The organism is Streptomyces sp. NPDC021562 (assembly GCF_040640875.1).
GTDB lineage: Bacteria > Actinomycetota > Actinomycetes > Streptomycetales > Streptomycetaceae > Streptomyces.
The window spans coordinates 265,374-279,521 of the sequence record NZ_JBFACN010000006.1 but is presented as its reverse complement, the minus strand read 5'-3'; the positions used below and the strand labels follow the sequence as shown (position 1 = coordinate 279,521).

Genomic DNA, 14,148 nt, shown 5'->3' with positions numbered 1-14,148 from the left:
GCGTGCCCGCGTGCCCGCGTTCTCCGGTGGGAGGTGTGCCGTCCCTGCTTCGCGTGAAGAAAGTTGCCGCGATGACCGCTGACGTGTCCGAATTCCACTACGGCCTGATCACCCCGATAGCCGCCTACCTCATGGCCTGCCTCGGTGCGGTGCTGGCGCTGCGCTGCACGACCCGCTCGATCGGCCGCGGGCGCGGGGAGAAACGATTCGGCTGGCTCGCTCTGGGCGCGGTCTCCCTCGGCTGCGGCATCTGGACCATGCACTTCATCGCGATGATCGGGTTCAGCGTGGACGGGGCGCTGGTGAGCTATGACACCGGCCGGACCCTGTTGAGCCTCTTCGTCGCCATCGCGGTCGTCGCCGTGGGCGTCTTCCTCGTCGGCTACCGGGGTGCGGGCCCCGTCACCCTGGGCGCCGCGGGCATCCTCACCGGACTCGGCGTGGCCGCGATGCACTACCTCGGTATGACGGCGATGAACACCGGCGGCACCGTGCACTACGACACCACGGTCGTCGTCCTCTCCGTGGTGATCGCCGTGGTCGCCGCGACCGCCGCGCTCTGGGCGGCGGTGTCCATCAGCGCGGTCTGGGCGACCGTCGGCGCCAGCCTGGTGATGGGCGCGGCCGTGTCGACCATGCACTACACCGGCATGGCCGCGGTGAGCGTCCACCTCACCCAGATGCACTCCGGCGGCCAGTCCTCCACGAGCCTGCTCGCCTTCCTCCTGTTCATGCTGGCCGGCCCGGTGGCAGCCCTCATCCTGGCCGCGGCGGTCGTCATGTTCGACCCCGAGGTGGTGGGCGGCCACCGCGCCGGAACCACCCCGAACACCCCCGCCCCCGCGCCGCGCTACGCGCACGGTGCCGAACGCGGTTCCACGCGGACAGGCGGCTGATCTTCAGGCCGCGGCCAGGCCAGCCGGCGTCTTCGGCGAGCAGGTCGTCTGAGAGAGCTGGTGCAGGCCTTCGTGCGACGAGGTCACACCGCACGTATCGGCCCCGGCCGCGGAGTCGCGTCGGGCGGGTGAGCTCTGAGACCCCTGGTCAGGACGAGGACGGGCGGTTAACGTCCGTCCATGGCAGCCTTCGACCCCTGGGACCCGGACTTCCTGGCCGACCCGTACCCCTCCTACGCCGAACTCCGCGCCCGGGGCCGGGTGCAGTACTTCGAGCCCACGAACCAGTGGCTCGTCCCGCACCACGCCGACGTCTCGGCGCTGCTGCGGGACCGGCGGCTGGGGCGGACGTACCAGCACCGGTTCACGCACGAGGAGTTCGGGCGGACCGCGCCGCCGCCGGAGCACGAGCCGTTCCACACGCTCAACGACCACGGCATGCTCGACCTCGAACCGCCGGACCACACCCGTATCCGCCGCCTGGTGTCGAAGGCGTTCACCCCGCGGACGGTCGAGCGGCTCAAGCCGTACGTCACCGGCCTCGCCGCCGAACTGGTCGACTCGCTGGTGCACAAGGGCGGTGGGGACCTCCTCACCGACGTCGCGGAGCCGCTGCCGGTCGCCGTCATCGCCGAGATGCTCGGCATCCCGGAGGCGGACCGTGCCCCGCTGCGGCCCTGGTCGGCGGACATCTGCGGGATGTACGAGCTGAACCCGCCGCAGGAGACGGCGGCGCGGGCGGTGCGGGCCTCGGCCGAGTTCTCCGCGTACCTGCGGGAGTTGATCGCCGAGCGGCGCAGGCGGCCCGGCGACGACCTGATCTCCGGACTCATCGAGGCGCACGACGAGGACGACCGGCTCACCGAGCAGGAGATGATCTCCACCGCGGTCCTGCTCCTCAACGCCGGCCACGAGGCGACCGTCAACGCCACGGTCAACGGCTGGTACGCGCTGTTCCGCAACCCCGCCCAGCTCGCAGCCCTGCGCGCCGACCACTCCCTGGTCCCCACCGCGGTCGAGGAGCTGATGCGCTACGACACCCCGCTCCAGCTCTTCGAACGCTGGGTGCTCGACGAGATCGAGGTCGACGGGACGACGATCCCGCGCGGCGCCGAGATCGCCATGCTCTTCGGCTCGGCCAACCACGACCCCGAGGTGTTCCACCGGCCCGGGGAACTCGACCTCACCCGCCGCGACAACCCGCACATCTCCTTCAGCGCCGGCATCCACTACTGCATCGGCGCCCCCCTCGCCCGCATCGAACTGGCCGCCTCCATGACGGCCCTGCTGGAACGGGCGCCGACCCTGAGCCTGGCGGCGGAGCCGGAGCGCAAGCCCAACTTCGTGATCCGCGGGCTGGAGGGGCTGGCCGTCACGGTCTGAACCGGTGGACCAGGGCCCATACGACGAGCGCGGCGGCGGTCCCGCCCAGTACGGCCAGAGGCAGTTCGGCGTAGAGGACGCTCCAGTCCGGGGCCTGTTCGAAGCGCCATGTCCGTGACCGGACGTCGACGGTCCACACCGCGAGCCCCGCGCCCGCGCCGACGGCCGCGGTCAGGCAGCCCGCCGCGGCCTGCATGCGTTGTCCCATGCCCGGGAGGGACGTCTGCGGTCCGGCCGGGGTTCCCGCGGACCGCGGTCAGGTCGTCAGGTCGCGTCGACGGAGCGCTGCCAGGCCGCTGGCGGTCGAGGCCGTGGCCAGGGCGAGCAGGGTCAGCAGCGGGGGTCCGCCGAGGTGCCCGCCCGGCAGCTTGGGGAGGTGGCCGAAGGGGGAGAGGTCGAGGACGGCCTGGGGGACGTTCAGCGCCGGGCCCACCCAGCCGACGAGGAGGACGGCCGCCGCCACGCCCCAGGCGGCCGGGGCGAGGCGGGGCGCGACGCCGTACAGCAGCACCGTCACCCCGCCGATCACCCACACGGCCGGGAGCTGGACCAGGCAGGCGGCCAGGACGGCGCCCGGCCGCCCGCCGTAGCCGACGGCCAGGCCGAGGCCCGCCAGGAGCATGATCAGGGCGGAGCCGCCGAAGGCGGCCGTCAGATGGCCGGCCGCCCAGCGCAGCCGGCTCACCGGGGCGGCCAGGAGGGGTTCGGCGCGGCCCGAGGTCTCCTCGCCGTGCAGGCGGAGCACCGAGGCGACGACGTACAGCGTGGCGACCAGGCCCAGGATGCCGGCCATCGCGGCGAGGAACGCGTCGGTGAGCCCGTTGTGCCCGCCCATCCGCTCGACGACCTCGCGGGTGTTCCCGTTGTTCCCGACCAGGTCGGCCGCGCCCCGCGCCAGACCCCCGAAGACCACGCCCGCCAGGAGGAAGCCGAGCGACCAGCCGAGCACGGCGCCCCGCTGGAGCCGCCGGGCGAGCGCGGCGGCGGAGCCGAGGCGCCCGGTGGCCGGCCCCGGCCGGGACGGGAGGAAGCTCATGCCGAGGTCCCGGCGGCCGGCCAGCCCGTACGCGAGCGCACCCTGGGCCACCGCTGCCGTCGCGAAGAGCAGCAGCACCCACCAGCGTTCGGCGGCGAACGGGCGCAGGTTCTCCAGCCAGCCCAGCGGCGAGAGCCAGGTCCACGGCGACGAGCCGTCCGTCCGCGCCGAGTCGCCCGCCGCCCGCAGGACGAACGCCGCGCCCAGGACCGCGGCCGTCAGTCCCCGCGCCAGTCGCGCGCTCTCCGTCAGCTGTGCCGCGACCGCCGCGGTGGTCGCGAACACCGTGCCGACGGCGCCGAGGCCGAGCCCGAGGGCCAGCGCACCGGCCACCCCCTGCTTCGCCAGGCCCGCCGTGATCAGCAGCGCGAGGACGGCGTTGACCACCCCCGCCGCCAGCAGCGCCGCGGTCAGCGACGCCCGGCGGCCCACCGCACCCGACACCAGCAGTTCCGCACGGCCGGTCTCCTCCTCGTCGCGGGTGTGCCGTACGACGACGAGCAGGCCGGTGACGGCCGCGAGCAGCCCGGCGTAGACACCCACCCGCCAGGCGGTCAGCGCGCCGAGCGAGGTGTCGTGGAGCGGCCCGATCAGCGCGCGGTACGAAGCGTTGGTCCCCACCTGCCTCGCCAGGTCGGCGCGTTCGGCGGCGGTGCCGTAGAGGCCGCGCAGGGTGTTCGGCATGGAGAGCACCATCAGCGCGTTCACCGCGAGCCACACCGCGGTCGTCACCCGGTCGCGGCGCAGCGCGAGGCGCAGCAGGGTGCCGGTGCCGGCGAGGGTGCTCATGCCTGTTCCTGGTAGTGGCGGAGGAACAGCTCTTCGAGGGTGGGGGGAGTGGAGGTCAGGGACCGCACGCCGGACTCGCCGAGCGAGCGCAGTACGGCCGTGAGGTGGTCGGCGTCGACCTGGAGCCGGACCCGGTGGCCCCGCACGTCGAGGTCGTGGACGCCGGGCAGGTGCGCCAGGCCGTTGGGGGGACCGGCCAGTTCGGCGGTCACGCTGGTACGGGTGAGGTGGCGCAGGTCGGCCAGGGAGCCGGACTCGACGGTGCTGCCCGCGCGGATGATGCTGACGCGGTCGCAGAGCTCCTCGACCTCGCTGAGGATGTGGGACGACAGCAGCACGGTCCTGCCCCGGTCGCGTTCCTCCGCCACGCAGCGCTGGAAGACCTCCTCCATCAGGGGGTCGAGGCCGGACGTCGGTTCGTCGAGGATCAGCAGGTCCACGTCGGAGGCGAAGGCGGCGACCAGGGCGACCTTCTGGCGGTTGCCCTTCGAGTAGGTGCGGCCCTTCTTCGTCGGGTCCAGCTCGAAGCGGTCGACGAGTTCGGTGCGGCGGCGCGCGTCCAGGCCCCCGCGCAGGCGGCCGTACAGGTCGATGACCTCGCCTCCCGAGAGGTTGCGCCACAGGGTGACGTCCCCGGGGACGTAGGCGATCCGGCGGTGCACCTCCACCGCGTCCTTCCAGGGGTCGCGGCCGAGGACCCGGACGGCGCCGGAGTCGGCGCGCAGCAGGCCGAGCAGGACCCGGATCGCGGTGGACTTCCCGGCGCCGTTGGGGCCGAGGAAGCCGTGCACCTCACCGGCCTCGACGGTCAGGTCGAGGCCGGTGAGGGCGGGGGCGCGGCCGAAGGACTTGTGGAGCCCGGCGACCGTGATGGCCTTCGTCATGGTTCAGAACGTACGCTTACTTCAGAAATTTGTGAAGTTAAGGAAGCGTGAAAACCGACGCTAGGGTGGTGACCATGACTACGGATGCGGCGGGGGGCGACCAGGGGCGCGACGCAGGACGAGACGGGGGACGTGACCCCGACGCTGTGTCGAAGTTCGTGGAGAGCTTCGCGGCGCAGCTCGTCGAGGCAGGGATGCAGCGCATGCCGGCGCGCATCTTCGCCGCCCTGCTGTCCTCCGACTCCGGCACCCTGACCTCGGCGGAACTCGGCGAACAGCTCCAGGTCAGCCCGGCCGCGGTGTCCGGCGGGGTGCGCTACCTGGCGCAGCAGCACATGGTCGCGCGGGAGCGGGAACCGGGCTCGCGGCGGGAGCGGTACCGGGTGCACAGCAACCAGTGGTACGAGGCCCTCACCAGCCGGGAGGCCGTGATCAAGCGGTGGGAGGGCGCGCTCAGGGAGGGCGTGCACAGCCTCGGCGCGGACACCCCCGCGGGCCGCCGGATGGCCGAGACGCTCGCGTTCTTCGAGTTCGTGGACGGGGAGGTCGCGCGGATGATGGAGCGCTGGCGGGTGCGCCGGGACGAACTGTTCGGCGGCACCGCGGCACCCGCCCCGGCGCCCCGTCAGGACCGGGGTCGGCTGGGCTCCTGATCCTCGGTCAGGAGGTCCTGCAGCCGCGCGTGCCGGAACTGGTACACCGCCCCCGCCCGCCGCAACGCCCGGCGCTCGCAGGCGTCCTCCAGGAACGTGACCAGCCGCCAGGGCAGCCGTCCCGTCAGCGGCAGCCAGATCCGGGCCAGCGCGATCCACTGCCCCCACGCCGTCAGACAGAGCCCGTACCCGAGGCCGCCCCCGAACGCCCCCTCGACGCCGAAGACGAGACCCAGCTGGAGGCTGCGCAGCGGGGTCTCGGTGAAGCTGCCGCCGAACCAGGCGATGAAGCCGAAGACGAGCGCCCAGACGGCGATGTGGGCGTGGACGTTCCTGCGGTTCATCCGCAGCAGGTCCACGCAGCTCGCGGACCTGTTCACGTCGACGGGCGCCTCCAGCCAGGCCGTGACCGCCAGGACGAGACCGGTCCCGATCCCGAAGATGAGCGGCAACTGGGCCGCGGACACCAGCCCGCCGCCGAGCCCGTCGTCGAGCCCCAGCCACGGCACGACGGACCGGTCCACGGCGACGATCGCGACCGCACCCGCCAGCGCGACCAGTGAACCGACGGCGATCCTGCTCGACAGCCCGTCCCGCAGCCGCCGTCCGGCGTCCCGGCGCAGCGTGATCTCGATCGGGGACGGTTTGAGGGCGTCGTTGCCGCTGGCCCGGTGGTAGACGAAGCCGCACGCCGCGCCCAGCAGCAGCCCGTGCAGGGTGCCGACGAGCAGCCCGCGCCGGACGGCGAAGCCGAGCCCGTGCGAGGTGGCGATCAGGTCGACGGGGATGTTCCCGACGGCGGTGACGAAGGCGAAGGACAGACCGGCGAGGAACGCGATCACCGCGGTGCGCTGCCGGAGCGGCAGCGTCGTGCCGAGTTCCCACCAGGCCAGGTCCGGCGTCGGCGTCCTGCGCTGTCTCAGGTCGTGGGCGAGGTAGGCGAGCCAGCGCCGGGCGCGCCGGGCGTGCGACGGACGCGGGTACACCGACGGGAGGAACGCGGTGAGCAGGTGCCGTTCGAGGCGGTCCGCGGTCGGGAACTCCGCGCTGTCCAGCAACGTCTGCGGGCCGTTCGTGCGGCTCGTGCCGCTCGTGCCGTTCGGGGCGCGCTCGCCGTGGACGGCGGCGGCCAGGGCGACCATCAGCGGGGTGGACAGCGCCTTGCGCAGCGGGCCGTCGGGGTTGTCCCGCATCTCGGCCAGCACCGGGTCCCAGCCGGCGGCGGCGCCCTGCGGGCCGCTGAACCGCAGGTACCGCACCGAGTCGTCCGGGGGGAGGTCCGCCAGCACCACGACCGCGGCGCCCTGCAAGCCCGTGGTGTCCCGCACCGCCTCCTTGTACTCGTCGTAGCGGCTGGTGAGGACGTACGGCAGCCAGGTGGCCGAGAGCTTCCTGCGCGCGTCGTCCCGCAGACCTTCGGGGATCTCGTCGAAGCCGTCCAGGACGGGCAGGATCAGCCGCTCGCTCACCAGCCTCTCGGCCAGGGTCATCCCTCCGTCGGGGTGGACGGCGGCCAGCCAGGGCCGGTCGCGGCTCAACTGCTCGCCCAGCCAGCGGGTCAGCTCCACCTCGGCCGGGTTCCACGACCCGAGGCTGAAGATCTCCGAGACCGCTGCGCCGGCGGAGCGCCGCTCCAGCCACCGCAGGACGAACTGGGCGCCCAGCACGCTCTTCCCCGAACCGGCCCGGCCCAGCACCACCAGCCGGCCCGTCGGGATCCGCTCGTACACCTCCGCGATCTCGTCCAGGTTGCCGGTCAGGTCCTTCCGGGGGCCCTCGCCCCAGACGAGTTCCGGGTGGTCCGTGGCCAGCTCCTGGTCGTCCGGGGCCGTCCAGCGCACCTGCATGCGCCGCCGGTCCCGGATGCCGAGCTGTGCCTGCTCCTCCCTGCGGCGCAGCAGGATGCTCGCGGCCAGTTCGTCCTGCGGGAGCCTGCCGGTGCCGAAGTTCACCACGCCGATGGACCTGGCGACGACCTGCGTCCCGCCGCCGTGCTGGTGCGCGTTGATGACGTCGGGCCCGCGCTGCTCGCCGTCGCCCGTCACGCGCTCAGCCATCGTCACCCCGGCGCCGCCGGAACCACAGCGCGCCGCCGCCCGCGGCCCCGGCCATCACCAGCACCGCGACCGCCGCGCGCAGCGGTGCGGGGAGTGCGGTGCGGTCCTGCGCGCGGGTGCGGTCGTGCGAGTCGGCCTCGGGGCGGGCGAAGGTCGGCGCACCGCCGGCGGCGGCCGACGCGGACGGCGAGGGCGGTGCCGACGCGGTACCGCCCGGGGTGACCGGGGTGCCGGGACCGGCACTGCGCGGGACCCCGCTCCGGGAAGAACCCTGAGACCCACCCCCCTCGGCCCCCGAGCCGCCCCCGGCCCCGACACCGGAGGCCGCCCCGGACCCGGAGCCGCCCCCGCCGTCCGGTCCTGCCCCCGCACCGGGCCCACCCGTCCCCGCCCCACCACCTGACCCCGAGCCTGCGCCTGCTCCCGGCCCCGCCCCGGACCCTCCGCCCGCTCCCGACCCCGCCCCCGTCGGTGCGGGTGACGTCTGCGCCGACCGGATCAGGAACGACGACAGCACCCTGTCCTGGTCGGGGTCCAGGTCGCACGACGCGTTCACCGTGCCCGCCACCGTCTCGCTCCCGTCCGCCTTCCGCGGCGTCACCCGCAACTCGATGTCCCCCGCGACGATCCTCGCGGTGCCCGGCTGCGTGAAGGTGAGCGACGGCGCGGTCCCGTGCGCCGGGACGGTCAGCGCCCCCGACGCCGGGATCTGGGTCACGGGCACGTCCATCGGCACGGTGACGTCCACGTCCCCCTGCGGCGCGGCCACCACGGCGTGGACCTTCGCCGTGCCTGCGAGGCTCGTCGCCCCGATCGTCCGCAGTCCCCCGGGGACGAGCCCGCCCACCGTCGCCGACGCGTCCACCGGCAGCCGAGGAGTGGGCCGCCCGACCACATGGGTGTCGGAGACGTCCCACGCGACCGACCCCGTCATGGCCTGCCCGCCGAGCAACCCGAAATCGCAGGTGTACCGGAAGGCGCGGGAAGCGGCCGCCGCACGCGCGACTCCCGGGGCGGCTTCCGCAGCGACCCCCGGGGCGGCTTCCGGGAGGACGACGGCAATCACGGCCCCGGCGACCCATGCGCCGGCGACCACGCGTCCGGCCCGTAATGCACCTGGCATATACGCACCGTACGTAGCCGAATGCGGTACGTCAGCCCGGACGGCGGAACCTTCACCGCGCTTCCACGAACCGCCAGCGACCGCGTGCGCCTACGCCGGCACCGTCAGCCCCCAGGCACCCTCCAGCACCCGCCACGTCCGGCGTCGTACCGGCCCCGCCACCCCCGCGTCGGCGCGGTACCGGAAGTCCGCGCCCGCCACCGTGACCGTCCGGCCCGACGCGCGTAGCGGCGTCGCCTCGGCGCCCACCGACAGCGGTCGCACCTCCACCTCGGCGACCCCGCACGCACCCGGGGTCACGGACACGCCCTCCACCGGCTGGTCCAGGTCCACCACCGTCCGCCCGTCGACCTCCACCCGCAGCCGCGCGGCCCCCGGCCGGGGCACGACCGGGGCCGGGCGGGCGGACAGTGACCGTACGAGGGTCTGGTACGGCCGCAGCCACGGCCGTATCGCGCCCTCCGGCGACGCTTCCGGCACCTCGGGCCCGGCCGCCACCGGCGGGATGCGCAGCGCGCCCAGCACCACCCCGTCGCTGTCGTCGACCAGGAGGTCCATCCGGCGCTCCACCCCGTCCAGCACCGCCCGCGCCGCCGCCACCGCACCGGCGGGCACGCCGAGGGTGTGCGCCACGCTCTGCGCGCCCCCGACCGGGACCACGGAGAGCACACATCCGGCCAGCTCCCGGCGGCGGTGCAGCAGGGTCACCGCACGGACCAGGGCACGGTCGTCGCCGATCACCACCGGCCGCCGTGCGCCCCGGCGGGACAGCACCCGGGCGAATTCCTCGGGCCCGTCCGGCATGCACACCTTGGCGGCCGCACCCGCGCTGAGCACGTCTTTCGCGATCCGGACGGATTCGTTGTCCGTTTCCCTGGCCGCCGAATCGATGATCACCAGCAGCTGATCGGACGTCGCGAAAGTCGCCACCTCGGTCCTGCCTCGCTTCCTCGGGTAGCATCACTGTGCAAGAGCCCCTTGCGCTATTGCGCCAGGGGCTTCGTCTATTCCGGGGCATCCGGTCCGACGGTTGTGCGGCCAACGACGGTCGCGGTGGTACGCGGCGCTGAACATTACGCGCACGCCCCTGACCTTGGACATGCCCCGCCCGGAAGGGGTGTACGCGCGTGCCCGCACTTGTGCTGCTCGGTGCTCAGTGGGGTGACGAAGGCAAGGGAAAGGCGACGGACCTGCTTGGCGGATCCGTCGACTACGTGGTGCGATACCAGGGCGGCAACAACGCCGGCCACACGGTCGTCGTGGGCGACCAGAAGTATGCGCTCCACCTCCTCCCTTCCGGAATCCTCTCGCCCACGTGTGTCCCGGTCATCGGCAACGGTGTCGTCGTCGACCCGTCGGTCCTGCTCTCCGAGCTGAGCGGTCTGAACGAGCGTGGCGTCGACACGTCCAAGCTCCTGATCAGCGGTAACGCGCACATCATCACGCCGTACCACGTGACCGTCGACAAGGTGACGGAACGCTTCCTCGGGAAGCGGAAGATCGGGACGACCGGGCGCGGCATCGGCCCGACCTACGCGGACAAGATCAACCGCGTGGGCATCCGGGTCCAGGACCTGTACGACGAGTCGATCCTGACCCAGAAGGTCGAGGCGGCCCTCGACGTCAAGAACCAGCTCCTCACCAAGCTGTACAACCGGCGCGCGATCGGCGTCGAGCAGGTCGTCGAGGAGCTGCTGGGCTACGCGGAGAAGCTCGCTCCGTACGTCGCCGACACGGTCCTCGTCCTCAACCAGGCGCTGGAGGACGACAAGGTGGTCCTCTTCGAGGGCGGCCAGGGCACGCTCCTCGACATCGACCACGGCACGTACCCCTTCGTGACCTCGTCCAACCCGACCGCCGGCGGTGCCTGCACCGGCGCCGGTGTCGGCCCGACGAAGATCAGCCGGGTCATCGGCATCCTGAAGGCGTACACGACCCGGGTCGGCGCGGGCCCGTTCCCGACCGAGCTGTTCGACGAGGACGGCGACGCGCTGCGCCGGATCGGCGGCGAGCGCGGTGTGACGACGGGCCGGGACCGCCGCTGCGGCTGGTTCGACGCGGTCATCGCCCGCTACGCGACCCGCGTGAACGGCCTGACCGACTTCTTCCTCACCAAGCTCGACGTCCTCACCGGCTGGGAGCAGATCCCGGTCTGTGTCGCGTACGAGATCGACGGCAAGCGCGTCGAGGAACTCCCGTACTCCCAGACCGACTTCCACCACGCGAAGCCGGTCTACGAGACCCTGCCCGGCTGGTCCGAGGACATCACCAAGGCGAAGTCCTTCGCGGACCTGCCGAAGAACGCCCAGAACTACGTCAAGGCGCTGGAGGAGATGTCCGGCGCCCCGATCTCCGCGATCGGCGTGGGCCCGGGCCGCGACGAGACGATCGAGATCAACTCGTTCCTGTAGGTCCGTTTGCACCCCTTATGCACACAGCTCTCTTGGGCCGGTCTTGGGAATCCTTGACCGGCCCTTGGTCTGCTCGTGGTTACGCCGGTAACGGGCGAACGCCAGCATCTACGCGGGTAGTTCCGCCGCGCCGCCCGTCCGACCGTGCCTTTCGAGCCCAGGAGACCTGAATGCCCGCCCATCCCCTGAACCGCCGTGAGTTCGTGCAGAAGTCGGCCGTGACAGGCGCCGCGGTCGCGGTCGCCGGGACGCTCGGCACCGGCACCGCGCAGGCTGCCCCGCACCAGCCCGAGTGCAAGCCCCTCACCTGGAGCTTCTCCATCCTGGGCACCACGGACCTGCACAGTCACGTCTTCAACTGGGACTACTACACCAACGCGGCGCCCGTGGACTCCAAGGGCAACACCTACGGCATCGCCCGGATCGCCACCCTGGTGAAGAACATCCGCAAGGAGCTGGGCGCGGACCGGGTCCTGCTCGTCGACGCCGGCGACATCATCCAGGGCACCTCCCTCGCCTCCTACTTCGCGAGCGTCGACCCGATCACCGGCAAGGACGGCAAGCGCGGCCCCAAGCACCCCATGGCGATCGCCATGAACGAGATGCGCTACGACGCGGCCGCCCTCGGCAACCACGAGTTCAACTACGGCATCGAGGTCGTCCGCACCTTCGAGAAGCAGTGCGACTTCCCGCTGCTCGGCGCCAACGCCCTGGACGCCAAGACGCTCAAGCCCGCCTTCCAGCCCTACACCGTCAAGCGCGTCAAGGTCCCGCACGGCCCGGACATCAAGGTCGGCATCCTCGGCCTCACCAACCCGGGCATCGCCCTGTGGGACAAGGACAACGTCTCCGGGAAGATGGCCTTCACCGGCCTGGTCGAGCAGGCGAAGAAGTACGTGCCGCGGCTGCGCGCCCTCGGCTGCGACGTCGTCTTCCTCACCGACCACTCGGGCCTGGACGGCTCGACCTCGTGGGGCGACGAACTCCCCTACGTGGAGAACGCGTCGAACCTGGTCGCCGAGCAGGTGCCCGGCATCGACGCGATCCTCGTCGGCCACACCCATGTCGACGTCCCGTCGTACACGGTGAAGAACGCGGAGACGGGCGAGGACGTCCTCCTCTCCGAGCCGTACTGCTACGGCTACCGCCTCTCCCGCTTCGACTTCGAGCTGGAGCACGTGCACGGCTCCTGGAAGATCACCAAGAAGACCGCCACCACCCTGAACAGCAACACGGTGACCGAGGACCCCCGGATCACCGAACTCCTCACGGCGGACCACAACTTGGTGGTCAAGTACGTCAACACCGCGATCGGCACCTGTACCGCGGCGATGACGACGGCGGAGGCCTGCTGGAAGGACGTCCCCGCCATCGACTTCATCCAGCAGGTCCAGATGGACGCGGTGAAGGCGGGCCTGTCGGCGGCGGACGCCGCGCTCCCGCTGATCTCGGTGGCCGCGTGCTTCAGCCGTACGGCCACCATCCCGGCCGGCGACGTGACGATCCGCGACGTCGCGGGCCTCTACGTCTACGAGAACACCCTGTACGGCAAGAAGCTCACCGGCGCCCAGCTCAAGGACTACCTGGAGTACGCGGCGAAGTACTACCACCAGGTCCCGGCCGGCACGGCGGTGGACACCGCCACCCTCACCAACGCCAACAGCTTCTGGGACTACATGTACGACATGGCGGCCGGCGTCGACTACGAGATCGACATCGCGGCACCCGAGGGCTCGCGCATCAAGAACCTCACCTACAACGGCACCGCGGTCGCCGACGACCAGGTCTTCGTCGTCGCCGTCAACAACTACCGCGCCAACGGCGGCTCCGGCTACCCGCACATCGCGTCCGCCGAGATCGCCTACAGCTCCACCAACCAGGTCCGCGACCTGATGGTCGCCTACGCCACGGCCAAGGGCACCATCGACCCGTCCACCTTCGCGGCCACGAACTGGAAACTGACGCAGAACGGCACGCCCGTCTTCGCCTGACACCGACGACGCCTCCCACGCCACTCGCTCGCCGGATGCCCTTCCCGGCGGGCGAGTTGGCGTTTCAGAGTGTCCCGGCGGAGCGGTCGTCGCCGCTACGATCCAGGGGGAGGCCATGCGTTCATGAAGATCATGAATCGTTCGGGGGAGCCGCTCGCCGGGCACCAGTTACTGGCGTCACTGGAGGCCGAGGGGGTCGCCTTCTTGTCCGAAGCGGATGGTGCCGAGGCTTTCGACATCTTCCGCGAGACGCTGAGGGTCTACCAGCACCCTGACTCGGCCGGGGCACCGTGGACGGCGATCCAGCCGGTCCCCGGGCACCGGTACAGCCCGGGATCCGGCGGGTTCACCCGTGGCGCCCTGAGCCCGCACACCGACCGGAGCAGGCTCGACGTGCCGCCGTCCATCCTCTGTTTTCTCATGGTCACAGCCGCCTCGGGCGGTGGGGATTCGATCCTGCTCGACACCAAGCCCCTTCTGTCCCGGTACCGCCGCGATGTTCTGGCGCGTATCGGCAGGGATCTCCAGCTGTCCAGCAGCCTCCAGGGGTGGTGTCAGAACGTGCTGTCGATCAGTGACAACGGATCCGTCATCGTCCGCTACCGGGACGACGAGGTGGCACGGCCGAGGGCCGACTCCCCTGTCTCAGCAGCCTTGTTGCACGATCTGCGGCACCCGGCCGCCGGAGCACTCAGGTTTCACCTCGGCCCCGGCGAAGGCTATGTGGTGCACAACCATCGGATCCTCCACGGGCGGACCTCGTTCAGCGGCCTGCGCAGAGGTGTCAGGATGCTTTTCCACGTCAAGGAGTCGTCCCCGCACGCCCATCTCAATGACGGCTTCTTCATCGACCACCCCCACGGAGAAAGCGAGTGCACCGGGTAGTGGCATCCTCATTTTATTCGAACCGGGCCGAAGTGGAACA

Annotated in this window: 12 protein-coding genes; 6 read left to right on the top strand and 6 right to left on the bottom strand. The window is 71.9% G+C overall.

Annotated elements, in window-relative coordinates; all coding sequences use genetic code 11:
* The first annotated feature begins 71 nt into the window (after positions 1-71).
* Complete coding sequence (locus AB0G52_RS12100; RefSeq protein WP_361336126.1) at positions 72-896, top strand: MHYT domain-containing protein; 825 nt, start codon at positions 72-74, stop codon at positions 894-896.
* A gap of 180 nt (positions 897-1,076) precedes the next feature.
* Positions 1,077-2,279, top strand: a complete 1,203-nt coding sequence (locus AB0G52_RS12095; protein WP_132889579.1) for a cytochrome P450 — start codon at positions 1,077-1,079, stop codon at positions 2,277-2,279.
* Here AB0G52_RS12095 and AB0G52_RS12090 read toward each other — a convergent pair.
* The 3 genes from AB0G52_RS12090 to AB0G52_RS12080 are packed head-to-tail and all read right to left on the bottom strand — an operon-like array spanning position 2,269 to position 4,988.
* Positions 2,269-2,487, bottom strand: coding sequence for a hypothetical protein (locus tag AB0G52_RS12090; RefSeq protein ID WP_132889578.1), 219 nt, complete (start codon positions 2,485-2,487; stop codon positions 2,269-2,271). The genes AB0G52_RS12095 and AB0G52_RS12090 overlap by 11 nt on opposite strands.
* 48 nt (positions 2,488-2,535) lie before the next feature.
* Positions 2,536-4,104: an ABC transporter permease gene (locus AB0G52_RS12085; protein WP_361336123.1), complete on the bottom strand. Its 1,569-nt coding sequence runs from the start codon at positions 4,102-4,104 to the stop codon at positions 2,536-2,538.
* Positions 4,101-4,988, bottom strand: coding sequence for an ABC transporter ATP-binding protein (locus AB0G52_RS12080; RefSeq protein WP_361336121.1), 888 nt, complete (start codon positions 4,986-4,988; stop codon positions 4,101-4,103). Before AB0G52_RS12080 ends, AB0G52_RS12085 begins: the two co-directional genes overlap by 4 nt.
* 74 nt (positions 4,989-5,062) lie before the next feature.
* On the opposite strand from AB0G52_RS12080, the gene AB0G52_RS12075 reads away from it, so the two are divergent.
* Complete coding sequence (locus AB0G52_RS12075; RefSeq protein ID WP_132889575.1) at positions 5,063-5,641, top strand: MarR family transcriptional regulator; 579 nt, start codon at positions 5,063-5,065, stop codon at positions 5,639-5,641.
* On the opposite strand, the gene AB0G52_RS12070 is transcribed toward AB0G52_RS12075, so the two are convergent.
* The 3 genes from AB0G52_RS12070 to AB0G52_RS12060 form a co-directional block, all read right to left on the bottom strand.
* Positions 5,614-7,698: an NACHT domain-containing protein gene (locus tag AB0G52_RS12070; RefSeq protein ID WP_361336119.1), complete on the bottom strand. Its 2,085-nt coding sequence runs from the start codon at positions 7,696-7,698 to the stop codon at positions 5,614-5,616. The two genes, AB0G52_RS12075 and AB0G52_RS12070, sit on opposite strands and share 28 nt — an antisense overlap.
* Positions 7,691-8,821 carry a DUF6801 domain-containing protein gene (locus tag AB0G52_RS12065; RefSeq protein WP_361336117.1) on the bottom strand — a complete coding sequence of 377 codons (1,131 nt, stop codon included), beginning with the start codon at positions 8,819-8,821 and terminating at the stop codon, positions 7,691-7,693. Before AB0G52_RS12065 ends, AB0G52_RS12070 begins: the two co-directional genes overlap by 8 nt.
* Positions 8,822-8,911: 90 nt before the next feature.
* Positions 8,912-9,751 (bottom strand): diacylglycerol kinase, encoded by an 840-nt coding sequence (locus AB0G52_RS12060; RefSeq protein ID WP_132889572.1) that lies wholly within the window; start codon positions 9,749-9,751, stop codon positions 8,912-8,914.
* 197 nt (positions 9,752-9,948) lie between these two features.
* Between AB0G52_RS12060 and AB0G52_RS12055 the strand changes: the two genes are divergently transcribed.
* The 3 genes from AB0G52_RS12055 to AB0G52_RS12045 all read left to right on the top strand — a co-directional run bounded on the left by AB0G52_RS12055 (position 9,949) and on the right by AB0G52_RS12045 (position 14,108).
* Positions 9,949-11,232, top strand: a complete 1,284-nt coding sequence (locus tag AB0G52_RS12055) for an adenylosuccinate synthase (protein WP_132889571.1) — start codon at positions 9,949-9,951, stop codon at positions 11,230-11,232.
* 170 nt (positions 11,233-11,402) lie between these two features.
* Positions 11,403-13,223 carry a 5'-nucleotidase C-terminal domain-containing protein gene (locus AB0G52_RS12050; RefSeq protein WP_361336114.1) on the top strand — a complete coding sequence of 607 codons (1,821 nt, stop codon included), beginning with the start codon at positions 11,403-11,405 and terminating at the stop codon, positions 13,221-13,223.
* 69 nt (positions 13,224-13,292) lie between these two features.
* Positions 13,293-14,108: a TauD/TfdA family dioxygenase gene (locus AB0G52_RS12045; protein ID WP_361336112.1), complete on the top strand. Its 816-nt coding sequence runs from the start codon at positions 13,293-13,295 to the stop codon at positions 14,106-14,108.
* Positions 14,109-14,148: the final 40 nt, after the last annotated feature.